Genomic DNA, 18,317 nt, shown 5'->3' with positions numbered 1-18,317 from the left:
AGCAAACCTTTTTTTAGTTTTTTTAATAATCTACAATAAATAGGGAAAATTGTTATCTTTTCGTGAATTTAAAGCTTTTTTCAATTCCATCTGCGCCCTTATATACCAATAGGTAATTACCTACCTCCAAATCTCCTACTATAAGCTTTTCACCTTTAATGACTTCCTGCTTGACAATTCTTCCGGCATAGTCTAAAACTGTTACCTTGGAGCTCTTTACTCCATTAGCAATTGTTAGAACTTCAGAAACAGGATTAGGATAAATCTGAATATCTTTGTCAATAACTTTAACTTCGTTTGAGTTAAGAGTACTTAAATTTTCAGAAGAAATAACAAGTGAAAAATTCTGAAGATTATTTACCAGTGAATTCTTATGGGTTACCGTAACTGTATAAGTACCGGCAGGATTGAGGATGTCAACTCGCTCGAAGTTATCAACATTATTACTTCCCGTATTGGTAGCACCTGAATACGGAGAGCTCATGCCCTGAAGTTTCCAGGGATAGTGAACAGTACCAGTTGCATCTGTCACCGTAAGATCCAGGTCATTAACCAAATATAATGTAGAGGGATCCACAGTTCCAGTATTCGATGATGGCGACGCAGGATCAGTCCATGAAATAGATACCTTTAAAGGAGTCGTACCACTGGCAGAGATGGTCTTTGTATATGGTACGTTAGGTGCAAGCACAAGTTCTTCAACCACACTGCGTGCAGAACTAAGGTTTTTGTCCCTAATTAATTTTGCCGCTTTCTCTGCATTAATAAGACCCCAGCCATATTCGTAATCCGGACCCGGGTTGTAGCCAGCTTCATCTGCAGTATGAAGAATCAATCCTTTCACAGTGGCTGCCCTCATAAAATTACTATAAAGTTGATTATGATACTGCTGAAGCAGCGTTATAACCCCTGTAACTCCTGGTGAGGCCATCGAGGTACCGGACATTGTTCCAACGGCAGTATCACTTGTATCTAGGGTAGATCTAACACCCACTCCTTTCATTGAAATATCTGGTTTAATACGGCCATCATCAGACGGACCCCAACTGCTAAAGCTGGACATCACCACACTATTTTCATCAACATAGTTACTGACCTGCCCAACTGCCGCTACCGTAATAACATTTTTCGCATTCCCATGACCGAAAATCATGTCATAACCGAATTTAGTTGCGAGCTGCGTTGATCCTGGAGCGCTGGTTTCGTTTCTGTCGTTGCCTGCTGATACAACAGGAAGATAATATGGATTGTTGAAAGTTATATTATCAAACTGACGCGCTCTGTTATCATAAGCACCATAAAACCATAAACTGCCGAGCGATCCGATTCCGTAGGAGTGATTCGAAACCAATAATCCTCCCGCAGCAGCTGTGAGAATTTCACTCAGATCAGAAGTCCAATCATAAGCATTGATACTTGATTTAAAAGCAACGCCTCTTACCAGTGGATTAATTCCTTCTGCAGCAATTGTCCCAGTTACATGTGTAGGATGTTCATCAATAAGTCCGGTATCCATAACATTAATTTTGGACAATCCGTTGACAACAAACTCTTGATGTGATGTACGAGCTATACCACCGTCCCAAACACCCGCAATCATACCCTGACCCTGAATATTAATACCTAAGCTTCCACCATTATATAATGCTGTAGCCCTTGCGGTGACTGCGCTACCCGCATTAAAAGTTTTTGCAAATATTAAATCTCCATTTGGGAGAACATCAAGAAGTTCTACTTTACCCGGAGTGTACTGTATTCTTTTAACTTGAGGATTATTAGAGAGAAAGTTTTCCAGTCTTATTTTTCGGGCCTCCTCTTCAGCTTTTAATTCCAGGGCCATTGCTGCATTAGCAGTATGATTTGAAAACGAAGCAATTTTCTCACGTTCCTCTTTAGTTTGGGCGGACAGCACGAGCGGCGCCATAAGTAAAATCGCGCATATAAATTTAATTTTCATTACTATATCATTTATTTTTAGGATATTAAGCCGGTAAATATACAAAAAAAACTACATTGCTGTAGTTTTTTTATATTTTGTAAATGATGTTATTTAAGCTTCTTTTTCACGGCTACTTCCTCGTAGACTTCAAGTATATCTCCAACTTCAATGTCGTTGTACCCTTTCAGGTTCAGACCACATTCGTAACCTTTTGTTACTTCCTTTACATCGTCTTTGAAACGCTTTAAACTCTCCAGCTCGCCGTCAAATTTCACGATACCGTCGCGAAGCAGGCGGATTTTTGAATTACGTCCTACTTTTCCGCTGAGAACCATACACCCGGCGATGCTTCCGACCTTAGATATCTTGAATACCTCACGGATTTCCACATTACCTACCACCTGTTCCTTAATCTCCGGTGAAAGCATTCCTTCCATTGCCTCTTTTACTTCTTCAATAGCAGCATAGATTACGGAGTAGGTACGGATTTCAATTTCTTCTTTATCAGCAAGTTCCTTCGCATTAGCGCCGGCACGAACGTTAAATCCAATGATGATGGCATCGGAGGCTGTGGCAAGGTTTACATCGGATTCGGTGATTGGTCCTACACCCTGATGCAGTATATTAATACTAATTTCCTCGGTTGAAAGGCGCTGCAACTGATCTGAAAGAGCTTCCACAGATCCATCCACGTCCCCTTTCAGGATAATATTAAGCTCCTTGAATTCGCCCAGCGCAATTCTTCTGCCCAGTTCTTCCAGTGTTGTATGCTTTTTGGTACGGATAGAAAGTTCACGCTGAAGCTGCTCACGCTTGGTTGCGATAGTTTTGGCTTCACCTTCATCATCAAATACCCTGAATTTGTCACCTGCTCCCGGAGCACCGTCCAGGCCAAGTATCGTTACAGGCATTGACGGACCTGCGGACTGCATTGGTTTACCTCTTTCGTCCAGCATGGCTTTTACTTTTCCATGGTTTTTACCCGCCAGAACGTAATCGCCCACCTTCAGTGTTCCGCTTTGAACCAGAATTGTTGCTACATATCCGCGGCCTTTATCCAGCGACGCTTCAATTACAACTCCCTGTGCATTTTTATTTGGATTGGCTTTCAGTTCAAGAATTTCTGCCTGCAGAAGTACTTTTTCCAGCAATGCGTCCATATTGTTACCAAATTTGGCAGACACCTCCTGAGACTGTACGTTACCACCCCATTCTTCTACAAGGATATTCATTCCGGAAAGTTGCTGACGTATATTGTCGGGATTGGAGTTAGGTTTATCCACTTTGTTCAGTGCAATAATCATCGGTACCCCTGCAGCCTGGGAGTGAGAAATCGCCTCCTTGGTTTGTGGCATCACATCATCATCAGCAGCAATTACGATAATAGCAATATCGGTAACCTGTGCACCCCTGGCTCTCATCGCGGTAAAGGCTTCGTGCCCCGGAGTATCGAGGAAGGTTATTTTCTGACCGTTCTCAAGCTGTACATTATAAGCTCCGATGTGCTGGGTAATACCACCTGACTCGCCTGCGATTACGTTGGTTTTCCTTACGTAATCCAGTAACGAGGTCTTACCGTGGTCTACGTGACCCATTACTGTTACAATAGGCGCACGCGGTACCAGATCTTCTTCTGCATCAGCTTCTTCCTCAGCAGCTGATTCTTCAATATCTGCATCGGAAAATTCGATTTTATAACCAAATTCATCAGCAACAAGCAAGAGCGTATCTGCTTCCAGACGCTGATTCATTGTTACCATTACGCCAAGTGAGAAACACGCTGAAATAACTTCAGTCGGACTTACGTTCATCAAGCTTGCAAGTTCGCCCACGGTTATAAACTCGGTCACCTTCAGGGTGCGGTCTGCAGCATCAATCTGCTCCTGCAGTTCGTCCTGCTCCCTTCTGTAAGTCCGTTTTTCTTTTCTGTATTTGGAGCCTTTGGATTTGCCGCCTTTGTTGGTCAGCTTCTCCAGAGTCTCCCTGATTTGGTTTTTCACCTGCTCATCAGTAAGCTCAACCGGCATTACGCGGTCTGCACCTCGTCTAGAGCCTCCCGGCTTATTGCCGCCCTGATGTGGTGGACGGTTGCCTGGCGGACGGTTACCCTGACCGCCGGGTCTGTTACCCTGCCCTCCAGCACCTCCGCTACCGGACTGAGTCCCACCGGCAGGATTTGGCTTTTCAATACGTTTTCTTTTCTTTTTGGCACCAGCGCTGTTGGCTCCCTGAGATTTAGGCTTATTGAACTGGGACAGGTCTACAGTCTGCTTTAAGATTTTAGGACCATCCAGTTTTTGGTATACGGTTTCAATTTTATTATCGCCTAAGTTTTCAGATTCCTGAATTGCAGGTACCGACGGTGTTTCTGTATCTGCTGCTTTAGGTGCTTCAGCCACGGGAGTTTCCGCTTTGGGGGCTTCTGTGGGTTTTGGAGTTTCCTTCTTTTCCTCTGCCGCTTTGGCAGGTTCTGGCTTTTGTTGCTCCTTTTTGGATGAGCGCGGTTTTCCGCTTTCTATCTGCGACAGATCAATTTTGTCAAGAATCTTGAATTCCTGCCTTTCAATCACAGCTGGAGTCTCCTGTTTAGGCTCTTCTTTCTGCACAGGTGTTTCCGGAGCCGGCGCCGGCTTTTCCGCAGGAGCTTCAGGTTTCTTTGGGTTAAGGTCAATCTTACCTAAGATCCTGGCTTCCGGTCTTACGGAAGCTCTCGCTTTAATCACTTCCGGTGCTTTCTCTTCCGCGACCAGCTTTTCCTCAGGAACTTTGGCCATAACCACTTCATGAGAAGCTTTACGCTGCTCGCTGTCCTTCATGAACTCTGCCTTCAGTGCCCCATATGCCGCTTCATCCAGTTGAGCGTTAGGATTTTCATCTACAGCAAAGCCTTGCCCCTGCAGAAACTCCACAAGTCTCGACATTGAAATATTGAATTCCTTTAACGCTTTATTTAATCTAATTTTTGGCATGCAAATATTTACTATTTTATTTTTATAATCCCGTGTACCCAGTACAGCATTTTACGAGGTGTGTTTAAGCTTCCAGTTCTTCCTTAAGAACCTGCTTCACCTCATCGATCTGCTCCTCTTCCAAATCCACAAGGTTTACCAATGCTTCAGTATCCTTATCCAGGACGCTTCTTGCAGTGTTTAATCCTACTTTCTTAAATTCCTTGATGATCCACTCGCTGATTTCATCGCTGAATTCGTCCAGTTCTACATCATCGTCATCACTGGTTTCCCGGTATACATCAATTTCAAAACCACTTAACCATGAAGCAAGCTTAATGTTCTGCCCCTGTTTGCCGATTACTTTGGAAATCTCTTCAACCGGAGTATACACCATTGCATAGGATTGCTCTTCATTGATGTCAATTTTATTAACCGTTACATTACCCAAGGCTCTTTTCACCATAATCTCAGGATTTTTGGACCACTGGATAACATCAATATTTTCATTCTTCAGTTCGCGCACCACGCCATGGATACGGGACCCCTTCACTCCCACACAGGCACCTACAGGATCGATCCTGTCATCATAGGCATCAACAGCAATCTTCGCCTTTTCGCCGGGGATCCTTACCACCTTCTTAAGTATGATAGTACCATCCTGGATCTCAGGAATCTCAAGCTCCAGAAGTTTTTCCAGGAACTTTGGTGAAGTTCGGGAAACAATGATCTGCGGTTTGGAACCCTTAAAGTCTACACTGTCCACAATCGCACGGATGCTTTCACCTTTCTTGAAAAAGTCTGAAGGGATCTGATTTTCCTTCGGCAGGATAAATTCATTATCCTCATCATCCAACAGTATCGCGTGCTGTTTCCTAATATGATGCACTTCTCCAACAACAATCTCACCAATACGGTCATGGAACTGCGCATACAAAAGTCCGTTATTATGCTCCTGAAGTTTGGTAGCAAGAATCTGCTTAAGTGTAAGGATATTTCTACGGCCTAATTCAGCAATCGGAATTTCAACGGTATAATCTTCTCCCACTTCAAAGGTAGGATCTATTTTTTTGGCTTCCTGCAATTCAATTTCCAGGTCATCGTCTTCGGACATTCCGTCTTCCACAATAGTTTTATTCAGGAAAATCTGAAAGTCGCCTTTATCAGGGTTTACAATGACATCAAAGTGATCGTCTGAATCAAATCTTTTTCTTAGCAGCGTTTTCAGTGAATCTTCAATAATAGCCATCAAGTCAATCTTACTGATGCTTTTCTCGTCTTTAAAATCGCCAAACGCTTCAATTAACGCTAAACTGTCCATAATCTATATAGTGATAATAATGAGTAGTACGGAAACTCCGTCGGTCATCATATTGTTAAAATTTTACTGTTACCAGCGCTTTTTTTATTTCTGAGTAGGGAATCTCTCTTTCTTCCACTACATCAACCTTGCCCTTCCCCACTTCCTTGGGCTTTCGGTACCGGAGTACTAAGGTAATACTTTTTTCATCCAGTGTAAGTAGCTCGCCTTCCACCCTGGTATCGTCTGCAAGCAGGACGTCCAACTCCCGACCAATATTTTTACGGAACTGCCTTTCTGATTTCAGAGGTTCGCTGAGCCCTGCACTCATGACCTGCAGCGAGAAATCGTGCTCTTCGCGGTCCATATTGAATTCAATTACGCGGCTCGCATCCAGACAATCCTGAACCGACACACCCTGATCACCATCTAAAATGACAGTGATATCATCTGCGGCAGAAAAGCGAAGATCAATAAGGAACAGATCTTCACGCTCTTTCAGAAATTCGCCAATCAGGCTTTCTATCTTTTCTCTAAACTCCATAATCTACTGAACGGTTGCTGATACGAAAAAAGGCTCTCTTTCGAAGCCTTTTCATTTTTCCGCAATTCCTGTGCAAATATACAAATAAATTCTTAAAACACAAAACAGATTTGATTCTCAGATTATTGGGTGTACGCTGGCATGAAAAGTCCTGATATATGTTTAAGATACTACCAGGCAGGAAAATGTTCTAACCGCTATCATTAAGCATCTTCTATTATTTGATAATAAAAGGTAAATTTTCTGTAATTTTGGCGCAATTATAAAGTAAAAATTTTGAATATTACGATTGTAGGGACCGGATACGTAGGTCTGGTTACAGGATCAACGCTGGCCGAACTGGGGAACTCCGTATATTGTGTAGATATTGATGAGCAAAAGGTGGCGGCTATGAAAGAGGGTAAAATACCAATTTATGAGCCCAATCTGGAAGAGATGTTTACCCGGAATATCCAGGCTCAGCGGCTGTTTTTCACCACTGACCTTAAAGAAGCTCTTGACAAAAGTGAGGTAATATACCTGGCGCTCCCTACGCCGCCTGGTGAGGATGGCAGCGCAGATTTGTCCTATGTCCTGGGCGTCGCCGAAAAAATAGGCACTTACATGAGTGATTATAAAGTGATCGTAAATAAATCCACGGTACCTGTAGGTACTGCCGATAAAGTAAGGCAGGTGATAAGCTCCCGGACAGACATCGCATTTGACGTAGTTTCGAACCCGGAATTTCTGCGGGAAGGTTTCGCGGTAGAAGATTCAATGAATCCATCGCGGGTGGTAGTAGGCTGCAGTTCGGCACGGGCTCGTGAAATAATGTCTGCCATTTATCAGCCGTTCACCAATACAGGCATCCCTATTATATTTATGGATGAGAAATCGTCTGAACTTACCAAATATGCTTCCAACTCTTTCCTGGCAGTCAAGATCACTTTCATGAATGAAATTGCCAATTACTGCGAGAAGGTAGGCGCGGATGTGGATAAGGTACGTCTGGGCATGGGATCCGACGACCGGATTGGTCACCGCTTCCTGTTTCCGGGCATTGGTTATGGCGGAAGCTGTTTCCCTAAAGACGTAAAAGCATTGATCACTTCCGGAAAAAGTGAGGAATTTGACTTTCAGTTACTACAGGCCACCGAGCAGGTGAACATCACCCAGAAGACCATTCTCATTCCGGAAATTGAAAAGTATTTCGGTGGTAATCTTAAAGGTCGCCGGATTGCGGTCTGGGGTCTGGCATTTAAAGCCAATACAGATGATATCCGTGAGGCCTCTTCCCTGGACAATATTCGGGCATTACTGGACAGAGGAGCAAATGTGGTTGCATATGATTCCATTGCGGAGGACAATGTGCGCAAACTTCTGGGCGACCAAATTGAATATGCTGCAGATATGTATTCTGCACTTGAAGGTGCAGACTGTCTGCTGATTGTAACTGAGTGGCCAGAATTCAAAAACCCTAATTTTGACCTGATCGCGGACCGCCTTAAACATAAAGCCATCTTTGACGGCCGGAACATGTATTCCGTTGATACGCTGGAACAGCACGGATTTTTTTATAAAAGTGTAGGCCGAAGGACAATAAAAAACACAGTGATAAACCAATAAGAATGAAAAACATCATCATTACCGGCGGCGCCGGCTTCATCGGTTCCCATGTTGTTCGGGAATTTGTAAAGAACCATCCCGAAACTTTAATCATCAATCTGGATGCCCTTACTTACGCTGGAAATCTTGAAAACCTAAAGGATATAGAGAACGAACCCAATTATGTTTTCGAAAAGGCGGACATTACCAAACCGGAAGAACTCCGAAAGGTATTTGAAAAATATAATCCTGATGCGGTGATCCATCTTGCGGCCGAAAGTCATGTAGACAGGAGCATAACAGACCCCAATGCCTTCATAAACACCAATGTAAACGGAACAGCCAACCTGCTGAACCTTTGCCGCGAATTCTGGACCTTAAACCCAGACCATACCCATGGAAACTTTCCGGATGAGACGCGCACCAACCTGTTTTACCATGTATCTACGGATGAAGTGTACGGCAGTCTGGGCGAAACAGGATTTTTCCTGGAAACAACTCCCTACGACCCGCAATCGCCTTATTCCGCAAGTAAAGCCGCTTCGGACCATTTAGTTCGCGCATACGGGAACACTTACGGCATGCCCTTCATCGTTTCCAACTGTTCCAACAATTACGGTCCTAATCATTTTCCAGAGAAACTGATCCCGCTTTGTATTTCAAATATCATCAACGAAAAACCACTACCTATCTATGGCGACGGGAAGTATACACGGGACTGGCTTTTTGTAATAGACCACGCCAAAGCCATTCACCGCATCTTTTTTGAGGCAAAAACCGGCGAAACTTATAATATCGGCGGGTTTAACGAGTGGCAGAACATTGATTTGGTCAAGGAACTCATCAGACAAATGGATGAAAAGCTGGGCAAGCCGGCAGGCTATTCGGAAAAACTCATCACCTATGTAAAGGACAGACCGGGTCATGACAAGCGTTACGCCATTGATGCTACGAAACTGAACGCAGAATTAGGCTGGAAACCATCTGTTACCTTTGAAGAAGGCCTTAGCAAGACCATTGACTGGTTCCTGGAGAATCAGGAATGGCTGGAGCATGTCACTTCAGGAAGCTACCAGGAGTATTATGATAAGCAATATATGCAGTAGGCGTTAGGCTGTACGCGGTAAGCTTCCTGTTCAGAAACATTTTGAACAGCTGAGCATATAAGTCAACTACAATTAATCAAATATAAAAAAGCATACAGCATATTGCCTAAAGCTTAAAGCATAAAAAAATGAAGGGAATAATTTTAGCCGGCGGCTCCGGTACCAGACTTTATCCGTTAACGATCGCTGTGAGTAAGCAGCTTATGCCGGTTTATGACAAACCAATGATCTATTATCCGCTGTCTACGCTCCTGTTGGCCGGAATCAAGGACATTCTGATCATCACCACGCCCCACGATCAGGAGGGGTTCATCAAGCTTCTGGGTGACGGATCATCCATTGGCTGCAAGATCGAATATAAAGTTCAGCCCTCGCCGGACGGCCTGGCACAGGCCTTCATTTTAGGCGAAGAATTTATTGGCGACGATTCAGTAGCATTGGTTCTGGGCGACAACATTTTCTACGGTGCAGGTTTGCCCAAACTTTTGGAAAGTAAAACCATGGTAAAAGGAGGCTGCGTTTTCGCCTACCAGGTTTCAGATCCTGAAAGGTATGGAGTTGTTGAATTTGATGAACAATTTAAAGCTGTTTCCATTGAGGAAAAACCCGACCATCCGAAGTCAAATTTCGCTGTGCCGGGGCTTTATTTTTATGACAATTCTGTAGTTGAAATTGCAAAAAACCTGAAACCATCACCGAGAGGTGAACTCGAAATCACTGATGTGAACCGCATTTACCTGGAAAAGGGGCAACTGGAGGTGGGAGTGATGTCGCGTGGTACTGCCTGGCTGGATACAGGAACTTTTGATTCGCTGCATGAAGCATCTGAATTTGTGAAAGTACTGGAAAAACGTCAGGGCTTTAAGATTTCGTGTATTGAGGAAATCGCTTTTTCAAAAGGATTTATTGATGAAACGCAATTGCTGGAAGCTGCCGCCAAATATGGCAAAAGTGGCTACGGTGACTATTTGAAGGCACTTGTTAAATAGATATCACGCGTTAAATGCTGTTAAAAATATCGGGTTTCACGGTAAATATTCTATTTTTGCATTATTAATAAAATCTATTGGATTTCCGAAAAAGTTATCAGTAATTGAATAACTTTGTAATATTGAATCATTGCTTATGGGCAAATCATACGACGCTATCTTCGAGAATAACCGTAAATGGGTTGAGCGCAAGGTTGCCGAAAATCCTGATTTCTTCAGGACACTTGCTGAAACACAAAGCCCGGAATATTTATATATTGGATGTTCGGACAGCAGGGTTTCAGCCGAGGAAATGATGGGTATGAAACCAGGTGAGGTTTTCGTAACCCGAAATGTGGCTAATCTGGTTAACACCCTGGATATGAATTCTACAGCGGTGATTCAGTACGCGGTAGAGCATTTGAAAGTTAAGCATATTATTGTTTGCGGACATTATGGCTGTGGCGGTGTAAAGGCTGCAATGACTTCGGAAGATCTGGGACTGCTAAATCCGTGGCTGCGCAATATCCGGGATGTTTACCGGCTGCACCAGTCGGAACTGGATCAGATTTCTGACGAACAAGCACGTTATAACCGGCTGGTAGAGCTCAATGTGCAGGAACAGTGCATCAACGTAATAAAAATGGCCGTCGTGCAGGAACAGTATCTCGTAGATGAATATCCTATCGTACATGGTTGGGTCTTTGACCTGAAGACAGGCAGGATAATTGACCAGGAAATTGATTTTGAGAGTATCCTTAAGGATATTCAGAAAATATATAACCTGACGAACTCAGACTGGGTGATGAGTAGGAAAAAAAACAGGAACTTCATTGATTAAAAAGTCTTTACCGATGCGGATCTGGAGTCTAATCACATTAGCGATTTTTCTCAACTTTATGGCCTTACCCAGTATGGCTGTCACATTGGGTTGGGATATTCCCGTTTCCACTGTTATGGTCTCTGAAGAAGAAACCCAGCACGGACCATTGGTACTGCACGAGAAAACAATTCCGAATACTTTAAATATAAATGATTTCCTGAAGTTCGGAACAGATTTGCTTAGCAAATCTTTCCACTTAGCAGATGATTCGGTACATCTGTCCCCCTTTCTCTCCATTTTTTCTCCCCCTCCGGAACTTTAACGAAGTATTTTCACATGTAAACTGACCAGGATATTGATATTCAGGACAGCAATGCTGTGCACTTTTTTAAATTTTCAACCTGCACTGTTTATCTGTTAAACGGATGCTCAACACTTTACCAAAAAATGAAAAAAGCAAAATCATTATATGGAGGGATTAAAGAGAATTTCCCTTCAGGACTCGTAGTCTTTCTTGTAGCCTTACCGCTATGCCTCGGCATTGCACTGGCTTCCGGCGCACCGCCGTTATCAGGAATCATAGCCGGTATCATAGGTGGCCTGGTGGTAGGATTTCTAAGTAATTCAAATATATCCGTATCGGGACCCGCGGCAGGACTGACTGCCATTGTACTTACCGCTATTACCGGCCTGGGCAGCTTTGAGCTGTTTCTGTGTGCCGGGTTAATAGCCGGGCTTCTGCAACTTCTACTCGGCTTCCTGCGCGCAGGAAGTATTTCCAACTATTTCCCAACTAATGTGATTGAGGGAATGCTGGCGGGTATTGGTATCATCATCATCATAACACAAATTCCAAACGCATTTGGCTTTGAAAGCGGATTTACAGATTCTGTTTTGGGAGCTGACGGATTCAGCCTGAACTCACTGGCAGCAATGTCGGCGGGAATTCATCCGGGTGCTGTAATAGTGACACTTGTTTCGGTAGCAATCCTTTTGGCCTGGGATAATGTTCCGGCGCTGAAGAAAATAAAGATGATTCCCGGGGCCCTCGTTGCTGTGGCGTCCGGAATACTTCTTAATTATTTATTCACCGTTACCGGCAGTAGCCTGGCTATCGGATCTGAACATTTGGTATCTCTGCCCGTGCCAAAAAGTCTGGACGATTTCCGCGGGATGCTTGTATTTCCAGCATTCAGTGGGTTCCTGAATGTACAGGTATGGGTAGTTGGAGCGACAATCGCGATAGTGGCATCCATCGAGACCCTTCTCTGTATTGAAGCTTCAGACAGACTGGACTCGCACAGAAGAATTACCGATACTAACCGTGAACTGCGGGCACAGGGCATCGGTAACCTGCTTTCCTCGCTTATCGGAGGATTGCCAATGACCTCCGTTGTAGTAAGAAGTTCTGCCAATGCGAATGCAGGTGCAACTTCCAAACTGTCAACAATGATTCACGGCGGACTGCTTTTGGTTTCTGTCCTTACCATCCCGTTTATACTGAACCTTATTCCGCTCTCTACACTGGCGGCAGTTCTGATCCTCATTGGTTATAAACTGGCCAAGCCTGCCACCATTATGCGTTTCTGGAAGAAAGGAAAATATCAGTTTATTCCTTTTATTGCCACGATTATTGCAGTTGTATCACTGGATCTGCTTAAGGGTGTCGGTATTGGTCTGCTGATCTCGGTATTCTACATCCTTCAGGGCAATATGAAAAGAGCATACTACCTGAGCCGCGAACAGCTTGATGATGCCGATGAGATCAATATTAAACTGGCCGAAGAAGTTTCCTTCCTGAACAAAGCGGCAATTAAAAAAACACTTAAAAATGTGAAACCTAATTCTAAGGTTTGCATCGATGCACGGTCTACTTCCTATATCGCAACCGATATACTGGAAATGATACAGGAATTTGCCAACATCCGAGCAAAGGAAGAAGACATTGAGGTCAATCTGCTTGGATTTAAAACCTCTTACAAAGAATATGCGGAAGATCAGGATTCACACGTCATTATCGCACACCGCAGAGCAATCTAATTCAAGAATAACAACCTACAATAAAAATTAATGAAAGCACATACTTTAGAAACCCAAACGACAACTACCCCGGAAAAAGCACTTACTTTCCTGCAGGAAGGCAATCAGCGCTTTGTACAGAACCTTAAAGTTAACCGTAACCTACTGGAGCAGGTTAATGACACCCGTGCCGGACAGTGGCCTTTTGCGGCCATTCTGAGCTGCATTGACAGCCGTACATCTGCCGAACTTATTTTCGACCAGGGCCTGGGCGATATTTTCAGCATTCGTATTGCCGGAAACTTCGTGAACCGCGATATCTTGGGTTCGATGGAGTTTGCCTGCAATGTAGCCGGTTCCAAACTCGTAGTCGTACTGGGACACAGTAAATGCGGTGCCCTGAAAGGTGGTCTGGACGCCCGAAAAGTTGAAGGTTTAGGCATGGAAAACCTGAATCACCTCATCGGCAACTTCGAAGAATGCATTAATGAAGTAATCAACGAGGGAGAAGAAAGGTCTTCCTCGAATGAAGATCTGCTTGAAAGGCTTAATGTATGCAATATTAAACGTACGATTTCCCAGATTCGGGCGCAAAGTGAGACGCTGAGAAATCTGGAAAAGGAAGGCAGCATTAAGATCGTTGGTGCCAACTACTGTGTAGAAAGCGGAGTTGTAACCTGGCTTTAACTTCTATTTACCGTTAAAGGCGGTCATTGTATTCTGTATGCCGGCAAATACAAATGAGAGACAGGCATTAGAAAACTTTCCGATTAGATCGGAAAGTTTTTCTTTTTCACTTTCCTCCCATCTCCCAAGAACGTAGTCCACCTGCTTCCCTTCTGAAAAATCCGCAGAGATTCCAAAGCGTAAACGAGGATAATTCTGCGTCTGAAGTTTTTCCTGTATGCTCTTAAGACCGTTGTGGCCAGCGTCGGATCCTTTCATTTTCATGCGCAGTGTGCCAAAGGGCAGTGCCAGATCATCAGTAATGACCAGAAGATTCTCCAGCGGAATATTTTCTTTCTGCAGCCAGTATTTCACTGCATTACCGGACAGATTCATATAGGTATCCGGTTTCAGGATAAAGACTTTGCGTCCTTTGTATTTTCCTTCTGCCAGCCAGCCAAAGTTAGCAGATTTAAAAGGAGCCTCAATGGTTGCAGCAATCTTCTCTGCAACTTTAAAACCTATATTATGGCGCGTTTCTGCGTATTCCTCTCCTTTGTTTCCCAGTCCTACAATCAAATATTTCACGACCTTCTTTTTTATAGTTTGCAAAAGTAATTTTTATGTATAAAAAATCCCAACTTCGGCGAAGTTGAGATTTATTTACTTCTGTAGCGTATTAAAGATTCTGATAATCAAAAGTCCAAGCTGCGGAAGGTGACTGGGTTTTAGTGACGAATCCGGCTGTACCCACCGTATGTGTCCGAGTCTCAGACTGTGAGGTTGCTCCCGTCTGTATGGTAACCGATTGATAATTGTTGGATGAAAGACCAGTAGGACCGGCACCGTCTATATCAAAATTTGCTGTTGCAACTGTAAAGGCAAACGGCAGTGTACGGTAGGGATTGGTATTACCATCATAATTACTGAATGTGGCAATAAACTGGACAGGAGAAACTACAACCGGACCGGCGCTTACTTCAGCGCTGTATAACCATTTGGAAAGATTGTTACCTGAATATTCCAGGTCTGATGTCAGCTTTCCCGCCTCAACGGTTGAGCCTGGCAGAAAAAGTGTGGTCTTAATCTGACTGGGTTTAGCACCGGTATAAACCAGGTCCGATTTGAACGTACCGGAAACCGTACCCGCGTCTGTAATGGTACCGGTGATCTGTGTAAGCACATTGCCGCTGTAGCTGAGTATTGAAGTAATAACCTGAGGCTGCGTGCCCTGCATATCAGTTTTAATGATTTTGGAAATCTGGGTGCCACTGTATTCCAAAGTGTAAGAGGTTGAGTTATTACTGGCAGTTACTGCAGTAAGCTTTCCGCTGCTGTACAGATAATTTATATCGTACGGAGTGGCACCAGCTTCCGCAATATTTACTTTGCTTAAAACTTTCACTTCGGTGTAATTGGGCAGGGTGTTTTCCAGACCTACTAAATCTCCCGATGAATCGGCACATGAGGTTACCGCTAGGACTGCTGCCAATGAAATACCTAATTGCTTAAATTTTCCCGTCATCATAATTTTAATAAAAATAAAAGGGAAATGCAGTTACATTTCCCGTAGTTAAAGTTTCAGTTTTAGAAAGGCCGGTATTCATAATTGGATCCCCAACCAGATACGGCATACCCAAGCTTATCATACGTATACAAGGTGTTATACAGAACAGGCAATGGGATTGCGTCACTTGTGTACATTACACGCTTTGGATTATTTACAGAAAACCGGTAAGAGTTGAATGAGTTTTCAAATGTTTTGTGAAGCAGGTACCCGAATGGAAGAAGCGAGTATGGGCTTCTTTTATCATCAAAGTTAGAGAAGTCATAAGACTCAGTAACCATTGCGGCACCAAGGACATTCCCCACCACATTACCGTAGGTGTTGGTCACTTTAGTAACGTTCCATAGCGTATCATACTGATAAGCCGACTTCTGGTAAGATGTAAACACAAAATTCTGGGCAGGTACTTCGTTACCTCTCCGGATAATTACTGAATCCAGTTTTGAGTTTGCATTAAATTTAACAGAATATAGGGCCCTGGATTTTTGGAATACCAGAGGTGCCGTTTGTGCTGCTATGTTAGGATAAACAGTTTTGGTTTCAGTTATTGTCGAAAGTTTTGTATTATTATTTGGATCATAATTAAACAGCTGAGCGTAGATAATACTGTCGCCTGCTACCACTCCGGTAAAGTCAATCTTATTAATCTGGTCTCCGGAATAACTGATGTTGGTTACCGTATTGTTACCTACTACTTTCACAAGCTTTCTGCCGTTGTAGTGATATCCGGCAATCGTATCGGCTGAGGTTACCTCCTGATAAAAGAAACGGTCTTCACCTATACCTCCCTGATTGTAATCCATATCGTTCAGAAGGTTTCCGTCGTCATCGCCCATACGTTTACACGAGTGAACAGACAGGACAAGGAATAGCGATACAAATAGATATAATATATTTTTCATTTTCGGTTGTTTGTATTTTTATGATTTATAATGCGGCAGTGCGGTATGCATGAATTTCAGGCAGACCCATGCTATCACTGCGGTGCCGGCTGGTAGGTGAAGGACCTGAAGCCGTTAGTCACAGGATAGTTATGCGTATCAAATTTATAGGAATAAACCGTTTCAACCATTGGTGCAGAACCGGATGTGAACTTCAGTTTCGCAGGGTTATTGTCGGACATATAAGCGTACATTTCCGGAAACACACTGGCGATATTGATAATATAATTGTCTGAAATGCCCAGGTAAGGATTGTTCCGCCAGTCATAATTCACATATTCGTAGGTGTTCCTCACAGTGCTGGTAATAACTCCCGTACTGATGTCCAGGACATTTTTGCTTGATTCCACCTTGGCAACATTTGGACCGTCGTAGGTAATGGCATCTGTAACCGTGTTCGGATATACATACACATTAGGAGTAGCCGGGTTTACCGCAGCTGTCTTCTTGTAAGCGTTTATTACCCTGCCTGTGCCGTCATAATTGAATATACTTATTGAATGGTTCGTATGCGTATTTCCCACATAGAAATCATTCATCAGACTTACCATTCTTCCGGTTGTATTGTCATAATTGGGGATCAGTACGTGGCGGCCGGTGCCCGGACCACTTGGAACAGTGGTTATGATTTCCATCTTGGAAATCCTGTTACCAAGATAATAAAGGATAATACTCTGGTTTTCCTGCAGAGCAGTACCCGTGTAAGCATTGCGCACTACCTTGAAAAGCTTGCCGTTATTGGGTTCATATTCTTCCACTGTCCGGTTATTATCACTTACCTTTCTGATCATACGGGGTCCCGAAATGTCATTGGGATCCTCAAAACCATAGACTGCGGCAGGATCAGATTCCGCACAGGAGTTAAATACGGCCAGACCTATTATCAGACTGAAAAATTGTAATATTCTCTTCATATTAAAATTTTATAATTTTTATAACATACAAAACTACTTTTTTTTCTGAAGATAAGGCAATAATTTGATGTTAAAGTTTCCGACCCTGCACCTAAATGCGCCTTCAGCTATATTTTAATTACTTTTCCGTTACTGTACCGGCTTGTAGATATATTTCGTAATTCCGCTGACATCTGACACGGGATAATTCTGGGTGTCATAGATATAATTTCCATAGGTGGTTACCGGCATGTTAAGAAATTCCATCTGCAGTTTCTGATGATTGTTGTAACTGCACTGGAAAAAGGTGAGCGGTGCCAGAATACCCATTCCAATATTGAATTCTGCGGGAAATGTAGTGTATGGATTTATCTTATTATCGTAATCCTCAAATTTATAAACCATTGCGGCCATAGGATCCAGCGGCTCCATGCTCCCGTCCGGGTGAATGATGCCTGAATTGTTCTGCATTACCTTTACAATATTATCACCAGCCCAGGTGAGGTTGATGACACCGTAATGAGTGAAAGGTCCTGTTATTGAAGGAAAGAGCTTGCTTTTCCGGTCTGCCTTAATTAGCTGACCAACATTATTGTATACCAGCCAGTAATGAGTCTCCTCCATCACCGTCTGATTGCTGTTATTCATTTTGGTAGTCATAACCGCATTGGTGATCTTATTTGCGCTGTTATATGAAAAATTGAGGTCCATTGACATGTCCGGGTCAGTAAGCGTCATTTTGCTGACTTTATTATTGCTGTTGTAAAAAAGTTTAATTACGTCATCGGTATCATAATATTTTACAGTTTCCAGTACGCCCGAGGGCGATGATACATATTCTTTACGTGTCACATTGGCACTGTCTATCTTATGGAGGATGCGCGGACCGGTAATTCCTGCAGGCGTATTGGTGTTCCATCCGTAGACCATGGCAGGATCAGGCGGCACACAGGAGAGAATTAAACCAAGCAGCGGGAAACTGAAAAACCAGAGTAAATATTTTTTCATATTAGATTTAT

At 43.4% G+C, this 18,317-nt stretch carries 16 protein-coding genes; 7 read left to right on the top strand and 9 right to left on the bottom strand.

Going from position 1 to position 18,317, the window contains the following annotated elements:
• Positions 1-52 precede the first annotated feature (52 nt).
• The 4 genes from P0M11_RS05185 to rimP form a co-directional block, all read right to left on the bottom strand.
• Positions 53-1,957, bottom strand: coding sequence for a S8 family serine peptidase (locus tag P0M11_RS05185; protein WP_275624741.1), 1,905 nt, complete (start codon positions 1,955-1,957; stop codon positions 53-55).
• An 89-nt stretch (positions 1,958-2,046) separates the two neighbouring features.
• Positions 2,047-4,908, bottom strand: a complete 2,862-nt coding sequence (gene infB / locus P0M11_RS05180; RefSeq protein WP_275624740.1) for a translation initiation factor IF-2 — start codon at positions 4,906-4,908, stop codon at positions 2,047-2,049.
• Positions 4,909-4,972: 64 nt separating this feature from the next.
• Positions 4,973-6,208, bottom strand: coding sequence for a transcription termination factor NusA (gene nusA, locus P0M11_RS05175; RefSeq protein ID WP_158063186.1), 1,236 nt, complete (start codon positions 6,206-6,208; stop codon positions 4,973-4,975).
• Positions 6,209-6,263: 55 nt separating this feature from the next.
• Positions 6,264-6,731, bottom strand: coding sequence for a ribosome assembly cofactor RimP (gene rimP / locus P0M11_RS05170; protein WP_275624739.1), 468 nt, complete (start codon positions 6,729-6,731; stop codon positions 6,264-6,266).
• Between the two features lie 276 nt (positions 6,732-7,007).
• On the opposite strand from rimP, the gene P0M11_RS05165 reads away from it, so the two are divergent.
• From P0M11_RS05165 to P0M11_RS05135, 7 genes are all read left to right on the top strand, one after another.
• A complete protein-coding gene (locus P0M11_RS05165; protein WP_275624738.1) occupies positions 7,008-8,336 on the top strand; it encodes a UDP-glucose/GDP-mannose dehydrogenase family protein in 1,329 nt (442 codons plus the stop codon).
• Between the two features lie 2 nt (positions 8,337-8,338).
• The gene (gene rfbB / locus P0M11_RS05160) at positions 8,339-9,421 is read left to right on the top strand and encodes a dTDP-glucose 4,6-dehydratase (RefSeq protein WP_275624737.1); all 1,083 of its coding nucleotides are present in this window, start codon (positions 8,339-8,341) and stop codon (positions 9,419-9,421) included.
• A gap of 128 nt (positions 9,422-9,549) precedes the next feature.
• Positions 9,550-10,410 (top strand): glucose-1-phosphate thymidylyltransferase RfbA, encoded by an 861-nt coding sequence (gene rfbA / locus P0M11_RS05155; RefSeq protein ID WP_275624736.1) that lies wholly within the window; start codon positions 9,550-9,552, stop codon positions 10,408-10,410.
• Between the two features lie 136 nt (positions 10,411-10,546).
• Positions 10,547-11,230 (top strand): carbonic anhydrase, encoded by a 684-nt coding sequence (locus tag P0M11_RS05150; RefSeq protein WP_158063181.1) that lies wholly within the window; start codon positions 10,547-10,549, stop codon positions 11,228-11,230.
• Between the two features lie 58 nt (positions 11,231-11,288).
• Complete coding sequence (locus P0M11_RS05145) at positions 11,289-11,534, top strand: hypothetical protein (RefSeq protein ID WP_275624735.1); 246 nt, start codon at positions 11,289-11,291, stop codon at positions 11,532-11,534.
• A gap of 125 nt (positions 11,535-11,659) precedes the next feature.
• Complete coding sequence (locus P0M11_RS05140) at positions 11,660-13,252, top strand: SulP family inorganic anion transporter (protein WP_275624734.1); 1,593 nt, start codon at positions 11,660-11,662, stop codon at positions 13,250-13,252.
• 30 nt (positions 13,253-13,282) lie between these two features.
• Complete coding sequence (locus tag P0M11_RS05135) at positions 13,283-13,918, top strand: carbonic anhydrase (protein WP_158063179.1); 636 nt, start codon at positions 13,283-13,285, stop codon at positions 13,916-13,918.
• A 3-nt stretch (positions 13,919-13,921) separates the two neighbouring features.
• Here P0M11_RS05135 and pth read toward each other — a convergent pair whose 3' ends face one another.
• The 5 genes from pth to P0M11_RS05110 form a co-directional block, all read right to left on the bottom strand.
• The gene (gene pth, locus P0M11_RS05130; protein WP_275624733.1) at positions 13,922-14,485 is read right to left on the bottom strand and encodes an aminoacyl-tRNA hydrolase; all 564 of its coding nucleotides are present in this window, start codon (positions 14,483-14,485) and stop codon (positions 13,922-13,924) included.
• 91 nt (positions 14,486-14,576) lie between these two features.
• Positions 14,577-15,425 carry a hypothetical protein gene (locus tag P0M11_RS05125; protein ID WP_275624732.1) on the bottom strand — a complete coding sequence of 283 codons (849 nt, stop codon included), beginning with the start codon at positions 15,423-15,425 and terminating at the stop codon, positions 14,577-14,579.
• A 59-nt stretch (positions 15,426-15,484) separates the two neighbouring features.
• Complete coding sequence (locus P0M11_RS05120; protein ID WP_275624731.1) at positions 15,485-16,366, bottom strand: hypothetical protein; 882 nt, start codon at positions 16,364-16,366, stop codon at positions 15,485-15,487.
• A gap of 74 nt (positions 16,367-16,440) precedes the next feature.
• Positions 16,441-17,319: a hypothetical protein gene (locus tag P0M11_RS05115; RefSeq protein WP_275624730.1), complete on the bottom strand. Its 879-nt coding sequence runs from the start codon at positions 17,317-17,319 to the stop codon at positions 16,441-16,443.
• Positions 17,320-17,448: 129 nt separating this feature from the next.
• A complete protein-coding gene (locus tag P0M11_RS05110) occupies positions 17,449-18,306 on the bottom strand; it encodes a hypothetical protein (RefSeq protein WP_275624729.1) in 858 nt (285 codons plus the stop codon).
• Positions 18,307-18,317 lie beyond the last annotated feature (11 nt).

The sequence above is a fragment of the Kaistella sp. PBT33-4 genome (genome assembly GCF_029194425.1).
Lineage (GTDB): Bacteria > Bacteroidota > Bacteroidia > Flavobacteriales > Weeksellaceae > Marnyiella.
The sequence above is the reverse complement of the archived record's forward strand: the minus strand, read 5'-3'. Positions and strand labels throughout refer to the sequence as shown.